The 19,738-nt window shown below is 35.9% G+C and carries 19 protein-coding genes; 6 read left to right on the top strand and 13 right to left on the bottom strand.

Features of this window, described 5'->3' with window-relative positions; translation table 11 throughout:
* Positions 1-54: 54 nt before the first annotated feature.
* From Q0394_RS01430 to Q0394_RS01470, 9 genes are all read right to left on the bottom strand, one after another.
* A complete protein-coding gene (locus Q0394_RS01430; protein ID WP_298945205.1) occupies positions 55-666 on the bottom strand; it encodes a hypothetical protein in 612 nt (203 codons plus the stop codon).
* Between the two features lie 32 nt (positions 667-698).
* A complete protein-coding gene (locus Q0394_RS01435) occupies positions 699-1,550 on the bottom strand; it encodes a hypothetical protein (protein WP_298945208.1) in 852 nt (283 codons plus the stop codon).
* A 46-nt stretch (positions 1,551-1,596) separates the two neighbouring features.
* Positions 1,597-2,799 (bottom strand): Cj0814 family flagellar-dependent secreted protein, encoded by a 1,203-nt coding sequence (locus Q0394_RS01440; protein WP_298945210.1) that lies wholly within the window; start codon positions 2,797-2,799, stop codon positions 1,597-1,599.
* Between the two features lie 80 nt (positions 2,800-2,879).
* Positions 2,880-3,458 (bottom strand): hypothetical protein, encoded by a 579-nt coding sequence (locus tag Q0394_RS01445; RefSeq protein WP_298945212.1) that lies wholly within the window; start codon positions 3,456-3,458, stop codon positions 2,880-2,882.
* 284 nt (positions 3,459-3,742) lie between these two features.
* Complete coding sequence (locus Q0394_RS01450) at positions 3,743-4,024, bottom strand: hypothetical protein (protein ID WP_298945213.1); 282 nt, start codon at positions 4,022-4,024, stop codon at positions 3,743-3,745.
* Positions 4,025-4,639: 615 nt separating this feature from the next.
* A complete protein-coding gene (locus Q0394_RS01455; RefSeq protein ID WP_298945214.1) occupies positions 4,640-4,885 on the bottom strand; it encodes a hypothetical protein in 246 nt (81 codons plus the stop codon).
* Between the two features lie 27 nt (positions 4,886-4,912).
* Entirely contained in the window at positions 4,913-5,599 is a 687-nt protein-coding gene (locus tag Q0394_RS01460; protein ID WP_298945215.1) for a hypothetical protein, read from the bottom strand.
* 8 nt (positions 5,600-5,607) lie between these two features.
* A complete protein-coding gene (locus tag Q0394_RS01465; RefSeq protein WP_298945216.1) occupies positions 5,608-6,177 on the bottom strand; it encodes a hypothetical protein in 570 nt (189 codons plus the stop codon).
* The gene (locus tag Q0394_RS01470; RefSeq protein ID WP_298945217.1) at positions 6,170-7,123 is read right to left on the bottom strand and encodes a hypothetical protein; all 954 of its coding nucleotides are present in this window, start codon (positions 7,121-7,123) and stop codon (positions 6,170-6,172) included. Before Q0394_RS01470 ends, Q0394_RS01465 begins: the two co-directional genes overlap by 8 nt.
* Positions 7,124-7,306: 183 nt before the next feature.
* Here Q0394_RS01470 and Q0394_RS01475 point away from each other — a divergent pair, with 183 nt between their 5' ends.
* Both Q0394_RS01475 and Q0394_RS01480 read left to right on the top strand, forming a co-directional pair.
* Positions 7,307-8,233, top strand: coding sequence for a helix-turn-helix transcriptional regulator (locus tag Q0394_RS01475; protein ID WP_298945218.1), 927 nt, complete (start codon positions 7,307-7,309; stop codon positions 8,231-8,233).
* Between the two features lie 82 nt (positions 8,234-8,315).
* Positions 8,316-8,888 (top strand): GNAT family N-acetyltransferase, encoded by a 573-nt coding sequence (locus tag Q0394_RS01480; RefSeq protein WP_298945219.1) that lies wholly within the window; start codon positions 8,316-8,318, stop codon positions 8,886-8,888.
* Positions 8,889-8,972: 84 nt separating this feature from the next.
* Here Q0394_RS01480 and Q0394_RS01485 read toward each other — a convergent pair whose 3' ends face one another.
* The 3 genes from Q0394_RS01485 to Q0394_RS01495 form a co-directional block, all read right to left on the bottom strand.
* The gene (locus tag Q0394_RS01485; protein WP_298945220.1) at positions 8,973-9,887 is read right to left on the bottom strand and encodes an Abi family protein; all 915 of its coding nucleotides are present in this window, start codon (positions 9,885-9,887) and stop codon (positions 8,973-8,975) included.
* Between the two features lie 519 nt (positions 9,888-10,406).
* Positions 10,407-11,063 (bottom strand): hypothetical protein, encoded by a 657-nt coding sequence (locus Q0394_RS01490; RefSeq protein WP_298945221.1) that lies wholly within the window; start codon positions 11,061-11,063, stop codon positions 10,407-10,409.
* 25 nt (positions 11,064-11,088) lie between these two features.
* Positions 11,089-11,349: a hypothetical protein gene (locus Q0394_RS01495; RefSeq protein WP_298945222.1), complete on the bottom strand. Its 261-nt coding sequence runs from the start codon at positions 11,347-11,349 to the stop codon at positions 11,089-11,091.
* Between the two features lie 238 nt (positions 11,350-11,587).
* Between Q0394_RS01495 and Q0394_RS01500 the strand changes: the two genes are divergently transcribed.
* The 4 genes from Q0394_RS01500 to Q0394_RS01515 all read left to right on the top strand — a co-directional run bounded on the left by Q0394_RS01500 (position 11,588) and on the right by Q0394_RS01515 (position 14,277).
* The gene (locus tag Q0394_RS01500; RefSeq protein WP_298945223.1) at positions 11,588-12,148 is read left to right on the top strand and encodes a hypothetical protein; all 561 of its coding nucleotides are present in this window, start codon (positions 11,588-11,590) and stop codon (positions 12,146-12,148) included.
* The gene (mobP1, locus tag Q0394_RS01505; protein WP_298945224.1) at positions 12,149-13,330 is read left to right on the top strand and encodes a MobP1 family relaxase; all 1,182 of its coding nucleotides are present in this window, start codon (positions 12,149-12,151) and stop codon (positions 13,328-13,330) included. It begins immediately after the preceding gene.
* Between the two features lie 128 nt (positions 13,331-13,458).
* Positions 13,459-14,016: a hypothetical protein gene (locus Q0394_RS01510; RefSeq protein ID WP_298945225.1), complete on the top strand. Its 558-nt coding sequence runs from the start codon at positions 13,459-13,461 to the stop codon at positions 14,014-14,016.
* Positions 14,017-14,019: 3 nt separating this feature from the next.
* Entirely contained in the window at positions 14,020-14,277 is a 258-nt protein-coding gene (locus Q0394_RS01515; RefSeq protein ID WP_122866309.1) for a hypothetical protein, read from the top strand.
* Between the two features lie 47 nt (positions 14,278-14,324).
* On the opposite strand, the gene Q0394_RS01520 is transcribed toward Q0394_RS01515, so the two are convergent.
* Positions 14,325-19,738 (bottom strand): SNF2-related protein (locus Q0394_RS01520; RefSeq protein ID WP_298945226.1); only part of this gene is annotated, 5,414 nt, incomplete at its 5' end.

The raw sequence follows: 19,738 nt of genomic DNA on the forward strand, positions 1-19,738 counted from the left end.
AAATTGCTTCTTATTCTTTTTCAAAATAAAAAGAATAAGAAGCCTATTTTTAATTTACTTTTTTAATGACCATTCAAGAGTGCCTTTGTATGCATCCCTTAATTCTCTTAATATTACATTGTTATCTATTGTTCCAGTGGGAACACTGATTGGATGAACAGTTCCATGCTGGTAGTTTACAGCTGCGACGCCATAACTAAAATATACATCGCGACTACCGTCTTTTTTTATTATAGGATGTTTTGTTACTGTAAATGCTAATGCGTAGTGTGCTGGAACATAAGATGGAGTTAGGGCTTGTACGTATGCTCTAAGCCTATTTCTATTTTGTTCGAGATGGCTCTTGGTTTCTTTATTATAGAAACATTCTGTTACACCCATAGGGCATAACCCTCTATCCATCTGCATCATTGTATCATAATTAGGGTGATATCCGAGCTCGTTTGTAAAATGGGGTAATGCTACGGCAATAGCAAATGAGCCTAAATTATAAGCTTCCACTTCATAACCACCCTTAATTTTACCCATAGCCGTTTCATTAAGCGTGGTAACTCCGGTTTGATTATCACTCAATGTGCCATTCGTGATTTTTGCCAAAAAGTCGTTTGCTCCGAGGCTGCCTGCCATGATAGCGCTCACAAGCGCAACTTTAAATAACTTTTTCATTTTATTTCCTTTAAGATGAAATTTCTTATATATTAAAACTTTTTCCAAATACTTATTCCAAATATACTGTCTGGCGCAGAACTTGAGCCGCCCAAATCAGCTGAAAAACTAATTGCAGTGTCCTCATTTATGCTGTAGGTTGACCCTATACTATAGGTTGGTATTGAACGAACGTTAGAATTTTTATTTCCATTTATTTTTTGTTCGAGCTGATATCTTTGTTCTGCTCCCATATCAAGAGTAATTTTTGGGCTTAGTGCTATTGATAGATTGCCGCCAAAATAAAAGCTATGCCCGTATTTAATTTTCATAGATTCAAATTTACGTTCCGCATTGTAACCAAAGCCACTATAAATTGAGTAGATTACCGGATCAGAGTATCCCCTTAAAGTTCCTTTGAGTGAATATGACTTGAAGTTAAAATTCTTTGTTTCATCAATGGCTCTTTCTCTTTGTATTATTGCTGTTTGAAAAACCATCTGCGGTACCAACTCGCCTATACGATCAGCCGTATATATAAAGCCTAGCCACATTGAATCAAATCCAGATTTATCCTGATGTTTAAATTCATAAGTTCTAATATCTGTATACTCCCTTCTTGCATAGCTTCCGCTAAAGCTTGCTAAAAGGTCGAATTTGGGGCTTAGCGCATACATAAATGTTTGAGTAAGATTGAGTTGTTTTGTGTCGTTCCATATAATCGGATCCCCCGTCATACTTAAATTCGGATATGTCATATAAGAATTTGAATTGCCGGTGTTTAGTATGGATAGACTTGTTGTGCTTCTAAGCCCGATTTGTTTTTTAAATAAACTATCTATTGTAACCGGGTCTGATGCATATAAGAGACCAGCCATGCATAGTAGTGGAACTATTTTTTTCACCTAATTTTCCTTTTGTTAAATTTATGTTATTTTATAAAAACTTAACTTAAGCTCTTATATCCACGCTCTTAGCGTTAAATTTCATTATCGCCTCAAGTTCTTCTAAATTTTTTCTAGTATTTTGCTCTAGCTCTTTGTTGTATTTTCTATTTTTATCCAGCATCTTTTGCGTTCGCTTTTCTTGCTCGATTAGCTTTTCTAGGCGTTTTTGCGCCTCTTTCATATCCTCTTGCATTATTTCAAAGAGGCTTTTTGATTCTTTACCGTCGGAAGTAACGTTAGAGTTGCCGCTTAAGGCAGTGCTACCGGGTAAAAGCGACTCTTGCATTTTTTGAAATGTTAGTACATATTCTCGGTAATCCTTGCTAAGCCCGTCAAGTTCGCTTCCTTTGATGCCGTAGATGTTGCGCGAATCAATAAAGGCGTCCAGTTTTTGTCTGTATTCTTTGCCGCTTATACTCTTGTCATAACCTTGCATTTTGCCCCAAACCGTAGTTTCCCCCTCTCGTACGTCTAAATTTGAGTTTATTACGGCTGCTATCAAGCCTCCTTTGGTTATACTACCGTCAGGGTTGGTGTATCTTTCGCCGTGAGGATTTATAAACACGCTCACGTTTTCGCTCTCTTTGCCGCCGTTATTGTTATCAAAGATATTGGTTGACGGCTTATATTGCGGCGTTGTTGTTAACTCATGATATGAGCTGTTAAAAAATAGCGTTTCCATATTGGTTTTCCCGGACTTATCGTTAAAGGCGCTACGTGCCGACGCATAGTCGTAGATGTTTTTATTTACTTTAGTTACTTTTAGACTTGATTTCTCGTACTCGTATCCTTGAGGAAATTTGGCGAGGTCTTCTTTGTTAAAACTTTCTTTGGAATTTAAAACGTCCTCGCCGACTACTTGGGATAAAATTTTATATGCATTGCCGACGGTTTTTGCTATGTCGATTTTTGAAAACATTTTATTAAATGCAATAGCCTTATCATTCACGTTCACGAGAGATTTTAAGGTATCAGAGTGGATTTTGTAGTCCTTTGGGATACCTGCGGCTTCGTTAAATTCGGACGTAAAATATCCGTCCTCATCGACTTTATAGCCTAAAACTTCGTTAAATTTGTGCTCGACCGTATCCGGCTGCGAGATTTCATTTTGTTTTAAAATCTCAGTTTTTGAGCCATGTTTAACATTTACGTTTAGGGAAAAACTTTGTCTAGAAAAAGCGGAATAGTTGTTAAGAGCGTTTATCATATTAATCCTTTAATATTATATCGGCCAAAATTTAATTTACTTTAGTCTAAGTTTAGACTAAAGTAAATTTTAAATAGTATTTATTGATTAATCACCAATTCTCTTGAAAGATTATTTTTCTCGTATCTCATTGCATCTGAAGCTATATAACTACTTAGATTAGCACTTCTCAATCTATAAAGAGAGCCATCAGAAGTAACTTTTAAAACCACTGCACCATATTCAAATTTTGGTATAGGAGTTCCAAAATAACTTGGTATTTTTGTTAATGTGGCTGTAATAGCTAACAGTTCACCTTTTTGGGGGTCGGCTACAGAAACTGCCTCATTGTATCTTTGTCCAGCGTAATAACCGCTTCCTGCCGCTTCTGATCCATAATAGCCAAGAGCCCTAGCTCTTTGCTCTGCCTCTGATATAAAAATAACTTTTCCAATTTGCTTGATTGAGCTACTTCCTACCACTCTATTAATTAATGTAAAAGTGTTGCGAGAAACCGTATATCCCCCTTTAACATTAGTCATGCGATTGTTGTCAAGTTTAACTACACCTATTTGAGTATCGCTTAATGCACCATTGGTGGCTTTTGCCAAGAAATCCTCAGCACTAATGCTTGTAGCCACTACTGCACCAATAAGTGCAACTTTTAGAAACCTATTCATTTCTATCTCCTTTTTTAAGATTGAATATCAAATTATATAGTTATAGCAATAAAAATATAATAAAAAATAAAAATTACATTTCTATAATATTTACAGAGTGTTTTTAGCCATACACTTCCACTGTATATAAAATATAGGACTTAATATTCAAGTATTAATAATACAGCAGTTTGGCTATTCCTTGCAAAACTAGTTAATTGGTAGTCTTTAAGTAACGTTATTTAATATAAATAACGTTACTTTATTATATAAAAGTATTCTATAATATAAATAACGTTATAAACTTATTCGGCACTATTTTCATAAAAAGTTGTATATTTTTTTAGAAATTCGTGCTCGATCTCTTTTGGATCTTTACCGGAATTTACCTCGCCTTCTAAAAAAAGGATCTCTTCTTTTTCAAAAGCTCTTGTGTTTATCTCGGTTTTTCCGACTTTTACAAATCCGCTAATCGGAGAATACGCGTGAGACAACGCATCCATCGCTGGAGCGGTAAAGAGTAGAAACATAAAAAACGCGGTAAGCGTGATGTTGGCGAAAGCAAGGCTTGTAATGGGTATTCGCACCCATTTTAAAAAATATACTACTTGCTTGCTTTTGAATAATTTTTCCAATAAAGCTATGACGATAGAGGCCGCTATTAAGGATAAAAATCCGTAATTTAGAATTTTAAATAAAACGTTTGCCGACTCTACGTGTAGCTTATAAATAGTTGTATATATTAATGCGCAGTTTAAGATTATTGCGGTTAAAAATGCTATTCCATACCATTTATCAAACGGAATTTCGCCGAATATTTTGTAATTTTTCTTAAAAACGGCCTTTGCGCTCACGCATGAAAGCGCAAAGAAAAAGATCCCGAAATTTATGTATAGTCCGGCATCGAGTTTTTGAGCGACAAGAGAAATCACAAAATTTGGCGCGATACTCGCTAGTAAAAATATCAAGGCGCGTATTTTTTGTTGCCTTGTTAGTTCATGTCCTAAAAATTCGTATCGAATAAAGTAAAATAAAAATACCAATCCAAAAAGGATTGTCGTATATGAAAAAAACGTTAATATGTTTAAAATAGAATTGATTGCTTCAGGATTTAGTTCTTTCATATTATTTCTCTGTTACATAATTTTTTATTAGGTTCCAAATTCATAAGCCCTTTTGCTTCTACCAAAAAATTATGTTTTTCATTCATTATTGTCCTTTTTAAACGAGGCCACGATCTCGTGAGCCTCGCATATTTTACTAATTTTTTGCTTAAGCTCGTGGTTTTCGAGCATGAGCTTAAGGGCGAGTTCTACCGGCTTTGGCATACTTTTGGCCCATCCGCCCATTGTAAGCACCGAGATTTCAAATTTACTCGCTAATTCTTCTTTTGAAATGCCGAGGGTATTGCATACTAGAGTATCGAGTTTTTGCGATTTTGTCGCCATTTTATAGCCTTTGCTAAATTTTTTGCATTATACAAAATATTTAGCCAAATTTCTACCCATCTCTTTTGGATCTACCCATTTGTCGGCCTTGAAGATAGTAAGCTTGTTTAGATCTCCCTCGTGTTTTTTAAATTCTTTTATGTATCTTTTTGCTAGATACTCTAAATTTTTCAAACGAACTATTTCATAAGCGGTAAAAAGGACTATAGATATTTTCATCGCTATGGCTACTTTGATAAGTGTTGAAATGCTTGCACCAAACATCGTTTTGAAATTAGCAAAATACAATTTAAATAAAAATACGTTCTCTTCGACTTTTTCGGTGGTCGTCGGTTCCGGCATAGAAGATCTGCCGCCGTCTCCTATTATTCCATCCAAAAGAAAGGACGTGCTCATTGCCAAAACTCCGCCGATAACCATAATAAAGCCTGATCTACTTGACTCGCCCTCGCGTATGCCTTGAAGTATTCTGTGCGCCGCGAAAACTATTAACATACCGCCCAACAGTGCAGGAAAATATTTTATAAGCCCTACTATGTTCATTGCGGCTTCTGCGGGGCTTAAACTATGTTTAACAACGATTTGCGTTTGAGTAGAGTCTTTAAAGCTCCACAAAAGACAAATTGCTGTCCATACAGCGCAAATAGTAAAAAAGATCGAAAATCCTTTTAATATTTTACTATTTATTATGCTTGCATTATTTGTTTTTATCATCTCTTTTCCTATTCTTCAATTAATATGTTAAATCCGAGTCCGTAAAATACCGCAAACTGATTGTCGGCATACTCTCTTATAAATTTTTTAGCCAAAGGCTCTCCGTATCGTTTGTCGAGAAATACGAAAGAATGCCCGGTTATTTCTTCCTTAATTTCGTCTATAAGAAGGAGAAATTTATAAAATGTTCCGTTTTTATCTAGCGTCGAGATATATAATTTTTCAAAATAATTTCTGAAAAAATTTATCGTATCGTCGCTTGGTTGCACGTTTTCGTTGGGAATAAATTTGCCAAGCTCAAGCGTAGCGTCTTTCTCTTTTTCAAGCATTTTTTTCTTGGCTTCTAAAATTTTAGGCACTTTGAGTATAAAATTTATTCCGGTTTCTGGGATCGTATAGAGTCTATTTAAAAGTATGCTTTTGTAATTTAGGTTATTAAACTCTTTGAAATTACTCGGGGTTATTTTATCTAGCACTATTTTTAACTCCTTAAGCTTTAGCTCTTGGGGTTCCGAAAAGTTTTTTGCGATTTTTAGGTTTTTAACTATAGAATATTCGCTTAGAAGTTCGTTAAGCATTTTTGATCTCCTCTATTTCGATGTATTTTTCCTTATTATCTTCGAGCATGAGCGCGCCGGAGTTCTTCAAATTTAGATACTGTTTTTCCATATATGCGGCGTTTTCTTTTTGAAGCTTGTTGATCTCGGCGGCTTTTTCTTGTATTTTTTTCTTGCCCTCGATTCTTAGCCTATTCATCTCTTCCATATCTTGGTTTGAAAGCAGGTTTGTTCTAGTATTATCGAGAATATCTACGATGGTTTCGTTGGCGTTGATGATATTAAGCTTTTGGATCTCCACTATACTGTTTTTAAGCGTGATCATCATATTGGCCGCGTCTTTAAAGGAATTTACGCCTACCATCGTTTTTAGCTCGGCATAAAGGATATTGCGCAATACCGGCGTAAGCTCATTGATGTTTTGAGTTAAATTCGTGGCCGCTAGTATCATCGGAGAGATTAAGCTATCAATAGTATCGAATTTTCTTTTTAGCTCGGACTTGGCTTCGGTTAAAAGTTTGTCGAGCCTTGCAATGCTAGGAACATCGTTTATTGATTTTTTTAGATCTTCGGCTTTGACTATCCATTCGTCAAGCTGTGCTATGTCGCTTTGAAATTTCTTTTTGGTGTTCTCGAAATTTTGCAGATGCTGTATTAGCTCTTCGTGCTTATCTTCAAATTTTTCGAGCGTAGAGGTTATATAATCGGTTAAATTTTGCTGTAGCGCTACTTCATGGCCTACGTTTTTGCTTAGTTTTCCGATTAGCGGTATTTTTTCTATGACGCTTTTTACTAGCCCCTTGCTTTTGCTGATACTTTCGATTTGCTCTTGGACTTTTACGAGCATATCGCCGACTTCTTTTAGATCGACGATTTTTGAATTAGAATAAATTTCTTTGAGAAATTTGTCAGAAGAATTGATAGCATAAAGCTCTTTACCTAGAGCGGCTATGTCGTAAGTTTCCATGTTTTTCCTTTCATTTCTTAGTAATTTTACTAAGTTATTGCGTAATTATACAGTAAAATTACTATAATGTCAAGGAAAAATAAGTAATATTACTGTATATTTGTAAATATACAAAATTTTGTATAATACTTGTGTTTTACATATTTTATGCTATAATATCACAATTTCTAAAAAGGGAGAAAAATGTTACTGCATCAAAAAGTATGCGAAACTATCGGCATAACTAGGTTAGAGTTAGCTGAAAAGCTCGGTATCTCAAAATCTACGATCGACAGCTGGAGTGACCCTTCCAGGATGTCTCAAACGACAAAGTTGGCTCTCGAGCTCATGCTTGAAAATCACTCTAAGTCTGAGCTGATCTCAAAATTTAATGAGGTTTTTTCTAAACTGAAAGAGTTTGATCAATCTAATTATGGAGTTGCGAGCGAGGAACAAGATGATTGGCGAGATCTAATATCTAGGATGAAATATGTCTTGCAAGAATACGGGTTAAACGTCGTGGAAGCTAGTAAGCGCTTGGGTGAAGCCAGTTTTGATTATCTGGATAGGGTGTTAAAATTAAAAAATGTTCCTAGCTTTGATTTTTTAGAAAAATTCTCAAACGGTTTTCAAATTTCAAATGATTGGCTTGTAAATGGTAAAGACCACCCATTCGGTTTAAAATTTATAAAATCGAATACACTTAAGTCCCTTGATGAGGATTTTTACGATTTTAACAAAATATACATAATTCATTGTAACGATAATAAAGTACATACGAAAATAATAGTAGAAGATAAAACCGGGAAATTTGATTTTTTTCGAACTGATTTTTGTATAGGCGAGGATTTCTTTATGGAAAACACCGAATGCAGAGATCTTTTTGAGCTATATGAATTTTATATGAAACATAAAAATTATATTGCGCTTGTATCTTTAAAAAGAGATGAATATGATAAGCTAGCCTCAAGGAATTTTTATGCTAAAAATATTTTAGAAAAGGGCGACTATTCTTATATGTTGTATGACTTGTTTGATTTAGATTATTTTCACAAGGAAATATATGGCGATTTCTTTGTTAGGTGCACGGATATTATAAAAAGCCTAAAAGAAATTAAGGGTAAAAAATAGCTTATAACAATTTTTTATGGCAGCCGGTGTAAGAACCCGGCTGCAAAATATAATCTTATGAAATATTAAAAAGGAGTTTATGGTGTTTGGAATTTTTAAAAAAATATTTTCTAGAAAAAACAGCAAACCTAAATTTTGTAAAAATATACATCAGAAAACACTTGGGTATAGATATGCAGATGTTGATGATTTTGATTTTATATCCAAGTGCATAAAAGCAGGTGCTCAGGAGCATCATTTTAAGTTTATGTCAAAAGAAGAAATAAGTAAAATGATCGAAACAGGTAAAAATATGCCAAATAGTGTTTTAAGAATACTTAAATTTAATGATGCGGATGTAGGCTTTTTGTATGCTGGATATAATATTATGACATCAGATAAAAAAAGAAAAAAGATACTTAAAGGTTATGAGATTAATTTATTATATATTGCGGATGACTATAGGAAAAGGGGTATAGCGGCTAAAGCTATACTTGAGCTCGAACAAGAATTCAAGGAATTCGAGGTTAATGAGTTATATGTTAGGTGCGAAAAAACTCATTCTAAAGATGCAATAGCGCTATTTAAGAGACTAGGCTATACTGATTTTGGTATATATAATTACGAAAAAGGAAAATTATATTATAATATTTATAAGAAAAGCTTAACTATATAAAAAGCGGTCAAGGCACAGCGCCGACCGCTAAAACCATTTTCAGATTTTTATCCTTGCAACCATTCTACCAAATAAAATTTAATACTAGCTTAATATAGCCCTTGTCGCCTCTTTAATAAATTTGTATCTTTCCTTGATAAGGGCTTCATTGTTAAAATATGCACATTTCTCTTCGCACTTGCTAAAAAAATTAAAAATATTCTGTTTAGAGATATCTTTTATGCCCGTTTTGGGGCAAATTTTATTGAAAGTTAATATTAAACATAAAAAATCATGTATCATAGGTATTCTAAGTATATTGTGTTTGCGAGATAAAAGCTTTTTTTCTCGTAATGTTTGCTTGAGAGAAGGTGATATATCGAAAACGTTTTTACCTAGTGGAAACATTGTTAAAGTATGCAAAATACAACTATTGTGTGCTGCAATATTTCTTAAACTCTTTATGGCATACAGATCAAAATCACTAACAAAATTTGGCATATTGAAATTTTCAGTATAAAATTTATAAAATTGGATAAGTTCGGAAAAAGTTAGGATTTCAACAAAAACCCAAACTGGTAAGTCATTATGATATTTATCTAAAAGATCTTTTGAATAAAAACTAAAAATACCTTCATTATAATTTTTTAAAGTTTTTGGAATAAATTTTTCTCGCATGAATTTATTAACAGGTTCGTATCCATCATCATCAGAATTTTCACTGCATTGATAGCATATAGTGGTTTTAACCAAATGTTCGCATAATAGAGATAGTTCTAAAGTCAAGTCCCTAAAAAGCGTATCTAGGATCGTGAATTTTCTAAGATATCTAAAATCTAGATCTATATATTTGTTGTTATATTTTCTATAATTTTTTGCAAATGCCTTTACTTTGAAGTAATAGTTATTTGTTGTTAAAAAATCTTTCGCTTCTTTCTCCGAATATAGTTTAAAGTTTATATTTTGATTTTTCATATGTTCAATTTGTTTGTCAATAGTATATTTTTCTTTATGTTGCATAAAAATCCTTTTTATTTTTGTTTATTCTGTTAATTTCTAGTTTCTAATCAAAAGTTTCTAAGTAGTATTATTTACTATAAATAATACTATAGTAGTATACATTATGCTAAAATATAATACATTAATCTTTGTAACTTTAGAATTTTATACTTTTATTATCACCGTAATTTACTTAATATTGACTTAAAAGTTATGCTATAGTGTTTTATTCAAAAATGTATCGCAATGAAAATTGCACTTTTCAATACAAAAGCATCAAAACCTCCTTTTTACCGATGATCCGTAAAAGGTAAAACCATTATTTTAAGTTTTAGAAGCTTAAATGGGCAAAATTTGTTTAAGTTTTGGTATAAAATTTTGCTTTTTGGTGAGTTTTCTTAAAATGCGAGGATCTAGCAAAAAACGATAAGATTAATATTGAAAATTAATAACTAGTTAAGCTACTATTAGGTAGAATTCAGCATACTTCGAGGGGCGGACATGACGCCCGGTGCAGGATAAAATTTATCCTGCATTTTTTTATTCTTTACAAATTTCAATAAAAACGCTTTTTAAAAATATCTCGATCTTGTCCGGCATGATCCCTATATTGGTTTCATGCAGCCTATGCGTTATTCTAGGAAAGTTATCGTTATTATTTTTACTGCGTCTTGTCTTTAAGAGATTTTCCCAGTGATAGCTTCTGTTTCTTATTGTTAGAAGAAGCGAAAGGATTATTTCAGATTTTTCATAGTTCGTGAAGTTGTTTTTATTGTTGTTATAAAAGTAAAAATTTCTATTACTAGTTGCAAAATCTTTAAAATTAAATTTGCTCAAGTCACTAAATATTTTTTGTTCTAAAAAGTTATCCTTGGCCAGATGTATTATCTTACCTAGGCTGAAATTTGATAAATATTGTTCATGGGTGAGCGTTGTCCCTCGTTTTAATCTACTACTTATATTGTCTCTTTCGGATACGATCCCCTCATCGCTAGAATTTGCTATCCAATCTGTGCCGTATTTTTGAGTGATATAAAAATCAACAATATTCCTTATAGATATTTCTATCATCGCTATATCGGGCGTAAGCTTTGAAATAAGCTCAAGATTCTTAGAATGCTCTTCTACGCTATTATTATACGACTCTAGCCTTTTTGCCGATATCAGGTTTTCTATGTTTTTTACAAAATGGTTCAATGGCGCTCTCTTTAACAATTCTGAATTATTTTATATCAAGAATACTTTTTATTGTCTCAATGATCTCATTTTCTTTATGTTTCTCTAGCAGCTCTAGCAGCTCGGTAAGTAGCTGATCGTTTTTGCCTATGGCCTGAGCCAGTAAAGCCCCCATTCTATCAATATTCTTTTTACTTTGATTCTTCTTCCTGTCTTTTAGCTTATTGATTTTTTCTTGTAAAATTTTGATATTTTCATCAATATCTACCGCCTTACGCTTTTTGGTACTATTATTGTTTTCAGTCATAACGACTCCTTTATAGATATTAGATAATGTATATGAGATTATACTTCAATGTTCTAAAATTTGCAATAATATACAAGTCTATACTCAATGAAATTTTATCACAGTCTCAGAAAATATTGCTATAATCACATCAATAAGATATTTGTTTTAATGCAGGATAGCATTTTACGCCTAAAAAATATATATTTTTATCGACGTAAAATGCAAATTCTCTGCGAGGCTCACAAGGAAGTAAACAATGAACGATAAAAAAATGACCTTAGACCATCGCCGAACTAGAGTCGCAAAACTTATAAAGATAGATGAAGATGCCTATACTTTTTTAGAAAAAATTAAAAAAGATAACAAGGTGTCTATGAACGAGATAATAAATCAGATCATAATTTCTTTTATGGAAAAAAATGACATAGAACAAGTAAGCGAACATAGTCCGGTATTTTCAAGAGAGATCAGAATAAATTTGACTGAAGAAGAATATTCATTTTTGCAAAATAGCGCAAAGTCTCACGGCTTTACCTCTGTAACAAAAGAGACTAGATGGAGGATAAAAAATACTATATATAATGATAAATTTTATAACAATATCGAGATGAAAGAACTAGCCTCTGCTTTAGCGGATATTAATAAACTAGGTAGAAACATCAACTCTTTAGTAGCTATATTGAAAGAGAGACTAGGAGTAAAATTTAATATAGATTTAGAAAAAATGTTGGATGTTCTAAATGATATAAATTTACAAATCAAAAAGGTGAACGGCATAATCACCGAGTATAAAACTCGCCTGGATAGGAGAGTGTAAATGCCAAAAGTTAAGATTAGCAAAGAAGGTGAGTGGTTTGCCAAGAAAGTATTCATTCAAACAAGCCAAAAACAAAATAGCTCAGGCGCATATAGATTAAAAAGCGCCAAAAGATCTTATGTGCCATCGACGCGGAAAAATACGGAAGTTGTCGTAAAAATAACCGGATCTTCTACAAATTTTGAAAAATTAAAAGCTCATCTGAAATATATATCTAGGAATGGAAATCTTGAAGTGGAATCAAGCGACGAAGAGATTTTTTCAGGTAAAGATAAATTAAAAGATATGGGCGAAAGCTTTAATAGCTTTATCCAAATTCCAAAGACGTCCGAAATAAAGTCCTTATCTTTAAAGGAAAAGAGAGAAACTTTAAATTTGGTGTTTTCTATGAAGGATCACAAGCTTGCTCCCGGTGCTAAAATCAAAAAGGCCGCAATTCAGGTCATCAAGAAAAAATACCCGGACAACTATTTTGTTATAGCCGTCCATAACGATACGGACAACCCGCATTGCCACGTGTGTTTAAAAATGAGTAATAACTTTGGAGAGAGGATCAACCCAAATAAAAAAGACTTAGCCGATCTACGAAAAAGCTTTGCGCTCGAGTTAAATAACCTGGGTATAGAGGCCACGGCTACCATTAAACGAAAGATAGGAGAGCGCGAGACAAAACCCCACTATTATGAAGTAGTATCTTTTGGCCAGGCCAATTACAAATTTGATGAAAACGGCGAAAAAAGCTATTACGTCCAATACAAAACCGGCTCCGGAAAGCTGGTAAATATCTGGAGTAAGGATCTACAAAGAGTTATCAAAGAAAATAATATCCATACGGGGGAATTCGTCAGGTTTGTGATCACTGGCGAAGAAGAGGTAAAGGTCAAATTTAGAAAAAGAGTTAAGAGGACGAACGAGCTTGGCCAAAGCGTGTATGATCAAATAGTGGTGGAAAAGACGGCCTTTAAAAAGAAATGGGACGCTTCTATCCTAGATCGCGCGGAAAAGAAACTCGAGCCCTTAGTCAAATTTAGCAAATCGCAATTTAAAACCATAGACGGCAGCGCGGCACATAGGTTAAAAAGTTCGACTGATGTAAATATTGCTCCGACGTTGCAGCAAAGTAGATCGGGTAAGGGGTACTCGAGGGACGATAGAGACAAAAAAGAAAGAGGCGAAATCTAGACTTTAGTATTATAAAATACGGTATTTTAATATAATTAAGAATATTGCAAGATATTTTATTTTAGAATACATCAATTTACTTTAGAATATGTTAAAGTAAAATATCTTATGATTTATAAGGACAAAAAATGAAAATAGCCGTGATCAACAAGAAGGGCGGCGTAGGAAAGACGCCGTTTGCTTTTAGTATAGCAAAGGATTTAGGATACTTCTTGCAATCAAACGATAAATCGTGTATAGAGAACATTTATCCCAAAAAGGCTAAAATTTTAGATAAAGTCCAAAGCATAGACGATTGCGTTTATGATTTTGGAGGATTCGTCGCAGGAGGCGTCCTGGATATTTTAAAGGGTTGCAAAGCTATCATAGTGCCTTGCACGCCTTCTTATAACGCCGTATTGAGAACGGTTGAAACTATCGAGGAGATCTCGCACATCAATCCAAATATCGTGGTAATAGCTACAAACTACAAGGACGACAAGGAGTTAGAGTTTCTAAATTCTAACCTAAAGAACAGATTTCAAAATATCCCGATGTTTTATTTTAAGAACTCCAAAATAGTAAATAACGCTATTAATACCGGGCTATCGTTTACAGAGCTTTATAATGAAAACGCTTTATCGCAAAGAAGCTACCAGGTATTCTTCGACGAATATCAATCGCTACTTACGAAATTGAAAGGATAAACTATGGCAAAAAATATGGAATTAGACATAGACTCAGTCTTAAAAGGAACCGGGGCTAACCGCACGTTCAGCTCGGAGGATAAAAAAGAGAGGATGGGGAGGCCTAGGCTCGAAGAAGCAGATAAAGCCAATAAGCGTATAACCCTATACTGCACAGAGGCCGAATATAATTTTATAGAGGAATATTGCAAGAAGAATTTCATCAGCAAAAATTTATTCCTACGCTCGCTCATCAACAAAAAAATGGATATGGAGGAATAAAATTTGGGATCGTAGGACAAGATGCGAGCCTTGTCCTTTTGATATATCTACCGCTCAAAGCTTTCATTTTTCTCGATATCGCCTGCTTTTTGCTTTTGCACGGCTTTTTCCGAGTGTTCTTTTAAAAGCTCCAGCGATCTAGCGATGAAGCTACTTTTATAGTTTTTGTTGGCGGCTACTTTATCAAGTTCCGCGTTGATCTTCCTGTCGTCTTCTCTAAGGAGTTCTAAGATATTCATGCGGCCATACTCTTGACTTTCTGAGATGATTTGCCTTAAGTCATTGTTTTGCGTTTTTAGTTCGGATATTCTTTTTTCGTTTTTACCGATAGTTTCTTCCATAGAGTTTATGAAATTATTTAAACGCCTAAAAAAGCCGTTAAATTTTATCTCGTCGCGTATGAGAGAAGTTCTGCTTTGCTGGTTGTAGGTCAAATTTGATGGAGCTAGAGTGTCCCCGGTCGCCAGATTTTCTAGCTCAAATACTACGGCGTTGAGCGTTCTTTCATAATATCCGCTGACCTTGAAGCCCTTAAAATCGACGAAATTCACCTCTTGCCCATCCTTGGCGAAAAGCTTGTCTAAATTATCTTTGAATGTTTTTTCCAGCTTTTCTTGCATAGTTTTGACGGCTTCCGAGGCGTCGTCTTTGGGGATCGTTACGGGGATTATGTCCGTGAAATTCCCGTTATCGACGTATGCGTTACACTTAAAATCGCTACTCTCAAATTTGGCGGCTTCTCTGATTGCGCGGACGAGTTTTTCATTTTCTTTACCGATATGCTCGATCTTTTTGATGTTTGAGGCTAGGATATCCTCGCTTCTATGTCTTTCTTTTTTGAATTCTTTATATAGCATCTCTTCTTTATCGAGCGCCGTTTTGATTTGAATTTGCGTTAGCATGAGCGGGTTGCCGGTCGCGATGGCTTTCATTTCGGCCACGCTTGCGATATCTTCGTCAAAGCCGCTTAATGACCTGTCGCCGCCGATCACCCCTTTTCTAAAATTTACGATGGATTTAGTTTTGTTTTCGATGATCTGCCATGAAACGGCATCGTATGTTTGTTCCGTGATATATCTGAATTCTTTGATTTTGAAATTTTTGGGGTCGCGCATAAATAGAAAATTCCCTTGCCTGATCACTCGCCCGTTCCTTTGCACGAAATCAGACGGCCTCCACGGCACGTCGAGATGGTGAATAGCCGTGACCCGCTGCTGCACGTTCGTTCCCGCTCCCATTTTTGCGGTCGATCCGATTAAAATTCTAACTTCGCCGCGATTTACCTTACCGAATAGCTCGATCTTTTTAGTGTTGCTGCCATTGGTATCGTGGATAAAGGCTATTTCTTCGCGAGGTATGCCCTTTGCGACCAGTTTTTTATAGAGATCACCGTATAAAAAGAAGGTATCGTTCGGCATTGTTATATCGGCGGCCTCCGATTCGTCTTCCATTTCCAAGGATTGATTTATATTGACGAATTTGTTTGCGTTAATATCTTGCTGCGCGGTAGCGTTTTCGTCTAGAGATATGCTTTGAGAAGTTTGCCCGGTTCTTGGCGTTCCGATATCTAAAAATACGAGCTGGGTGCCCTTATCGACATTCCACTCGCGATACTCTTTGAGAATATTTTCGACGCAGTTATTGATCTTTGAATCTTGCGCGTCTTGTGCATTTGGATTTATAAGCCTAAAATCTAACCCCGCCTTTTTGGCATCGCCGGTACATTTTAAGTAGTTATCCTCCGAAGGATCGTCGGGCATGTGTTCCATTCTGTAAATGATTGAGCCTTCGTTAAATTCTCCTCTATCGTCTTGTATACCGATAAATTTAGCAACTTCATCAGATCGTTTAGATACGCTTTTAATAACTTCGACTTCCGGGACGTAGTGCTCGTGATATTGTTTGATATCGTCATTGGTGACTATGTCCGCAAAATTTAAATACGCGGCCGCGATCTCGGGCAAATTTTCAAATTCACTAAACCTGGTAACGGCTTTGTATTTTTGGGCAGAGGCGTCAAGTTCGAAGGTAGTATCTATTTTGGCAAAGGTCGCCGCCCAAGCATCGAATGAATAAATGCCTTGAGCTTTTAGTTGATCGGGCGATAGATATTTTTGTATTGCGTAAAGCTCGGTCAAGCTATTGCTGATCGGCGTGCCGGTAAGAAATATAATTTTTTTATCGTTCTCGTGCAGATAGGTCGTTTTTTCAAACAAATTTATAGCCTTTGCAGACCCCGCCGGAGATCCCAGGCCTTTAACTTTATCAAGCGAGGTAGAAAATGGTAAATTTTTATACATATGGCTTTCGTCGATCACTAGGCAGTCTATTCCAAGATCGGAAAAGTCGAGCAGTTTCGTCTTGTCTTTGACGTTTAATAGCTCGTTTAACTTTGCCTCCAAGCTATCTACTCTTTGTTCTAGCCTTTTTATGGATACTCTAGGCGCGTTTTCATCTCTTTCTTTGAGCTCTATGCTCTCCTTTAAATCGTTTATTTGCTCTTCCAGCACTTGCTGCGTTATTTCAAGAGGGACGGGGAGTCTCTCGAGCTGCGAGTGGGTTATCAAGATAGCATCGTAGCCGCCGTTTGCGATTTTTGCAAAAAATTCGTCTCGGTTGTCTGGGCTTGTCGATTTTTCCTCGGCCACTAATATATTTGCGCCCGGATACGCGTTCATAAATTCGCTTTCCCACTGGCTTATTAAGTGATTTGGGACGGCTATGAGCGGTTTATCTATTAACCCTATCCGTTTTTGCTCCATGACCGAGCAAATAGACGATAGCGTCTTGCCCGCTCCCACTTCGTGATCAAATAGGCAAATTCTTTCGTTGACGGCTCTAGCTACGGCATCGAGTTGGTGTTTTCTGAGGGTATAGGCTTGATTTAAGCCTTTTATGTTCAATCTCTCTCCGTCGTAGCTCTTTTTTACATAGCAGTTAAATTTTTCGTTATAGATATTAGCCAGCTCGGTTCTTCTTTTGGGATCGTCCATAATCCAGTCGTCAAATAGATTTTTGATCAGTTCGACTTTTTGATTAGCCGCTTGAGAGGCTTCGACGTCGGTAACCTTTTTGGGCACCGCCTCACCTTTAGAATTTACGTATGTCTCGGTCTCGCTATCTTTGGTTATCCTTATGCTTTTACGCATCAAGGCCGCTTCGGCCACTTGAAATACGCTAAGGCTTTGCCTCGGGTTTATGTGGCCGTATGAAAATTTGCTTATATTATAGCGGCTCATCCTATAGCCGCTACCTGTGAAGCTCCAGGAGCCGACTTTTTCGTTATAGCTTAGCTGCCAATTGTCCCTGGTTATACCAAATTGTTTCTCAAAAAACTCGTTATAGTGTTTTAGTGGAATCCACGGCGCACCCATAGGAGCGGATATCTCGCTCGCCTCGATATCTTTGGGTAAAACAGACGTAAGCGCGGCAACGTTGTGGTTTATCTCGGGGTAGGTTTTTGCGACTTCTGACGCGAGCCTTAGCTTCTCTTTGACGTTGCCGCTTAAATACTTGGGAGCAAATTCGTATCGCGTTTCTCCGGCGATAAGCTTGTCCGGATTTAAAAAAATCATATTTTTACGCATAAGTTCGCTTATTACGTCTTTTTGATCCTTGTTTAGCTCTTTTGCTATGTAGTCTATATTTACTTTGCCGAATTTATTAATGCTAGCAAAAAGGCCGTCTGGGGCATTGTCGAATTTTATATCCGCTTGCGAGCGTATGGCGCGATTTACTAGGATGTTTGCTTTTTTGGCATTTTCGTTTCTAGGCGTTAAGCCCTTTTGTATTGCTTCTTTTTGCGTTATACCTTTGTCGTAATTAGCCTCGAGCGAAATAACTTTTTGAGCTTCGACGTCGGCTCTAATCGCTCTGTTTTTTCTAGGATTATGCAAGAAGTCGCCGCTTTTATGGTAGTCGTCGTAAAGCTCGTTTAGTTTTGTCCTGGCGGCCGTTAAAACTCGATCGTCGTCTGCTATATCGCTTTTTTCAAGCTCTAGTAGCTGATTATACGTATCTCTCATTGCAATGAACGCTAAGACGCGTTTTTCTTCAAGCTTGCTTAAATTAGTTTCTCTAATAACGAATTTGTCGTCATTATCGTATGCTTTTTCTTTTAGATATATTTTGCCGTCAAAGACCAGGTAGTTTTCGGATTTTAACCTATCGAAATATTCCTTGTCTTTGACATATAGTGGGTTTTGCTTATCTATATAGACGATGTTTTTGTCGACGTCTTGTTCTTTAAATTTATAAATATTTTTCGGCAAGGTATCAACAAATAAGCTCAAGGCCTCCTGTAAATTTATATCTTTATTTTCGCCGCACGTGAGCTCCTCTCCGTATCGTCCTGTTTTGATCTCCAAATTTCCTAGGATATTTTGCGGATTGTCGGCGAAATACTCGTTTATGTGAAATTTGTCATCATTGAGTTTTTTCGTACCGACCCAGTTTTGGTCAAGTTCTTTTGAAACGCCCTTTTTGAATACAACGATATCGGTAACCGGCTGCGTCGTGCCGGCACTTTTAAAAACGGTATTGGGAAGTCTCACCGCACCCAAAAAAGTAGCTTTTTGGGCGATCATTTCGCGTATTTGCGTATCTTTTGCATCCAAAAAGTGGCTAGAAATGACAAACGCCATAATGCCGTCGTCTTTTAAAAGCTCAATACTCTTTGCGGCAAAGAAGTTATGGATGCTCGCCCCATTAAGATTTTTAAAATTTCCGTCGTAAACCCTAGCTTGAGAATACGGAGGGTTGCCGACTACCGCATCAAATCTTTTTTGCGGATTATAGTCTTGAAAACCGCTATAAATGTTAAGTTGATTTGGATATAGTTTTTCGCAAATTTGATGACTTAGCTCATTGAGCTCAATCGTCGTAAAATGGTATTTTTTCTCTTTATTAAAACCTAAAAATAGACCCGTTCCGGCGCTAGGCTCTAATATTTCCTTTGTGTTGTCGTCATTATTTACCCCTAACCGCTCCAGGCTTTTGTATATCGTATTTATGACGATTCTTGGGGTATAGAATGAGTTTTGGGTAGAGCTTTGAGCCTCTTTAAATTCTTTATCGCTTAAAAGCCCTTTTAGCTCTTGATATTCCTTGTGCCACTCCTCGTTGCTTGGGTCGAATGCTTGTGGTAAAGATCCCCAGCCCGAAAAGCCGTTTAAAATTTCTTGTTCTTCCTTCGTAGCGTATATTTTTTTATCTTTTAACGGTTGTGGCAGTTTTATGGAGTTTAACTCTTTGACGAGTTTTAAGGCTTTGATATTTTTCTTGAATCTATCTTTTGCTCCGGAGACCGGGACTTCGTCTCCCGGGACGAAGTCCGATGTATCGCCGGTGCTCGTTACATAATAAAAACCTTCTCCTCCAGGAGTTGCCTGGAGTATGGATATATCCTGTCCTTGCCCATTTTCATCGTTCGCAATATCTCTATGTATCCCTGATAAAGATT

Origin of the sequence: uncultured Campylobacter sp. (genome assembly GCF_938039205.1) — a bacterium.
Classification (GTDB): domain Bacteria; phylum Campylobacterota; class Campylobacteria; order Campylobacterales; family Campylobacteraceae; genus Campylobacter_A.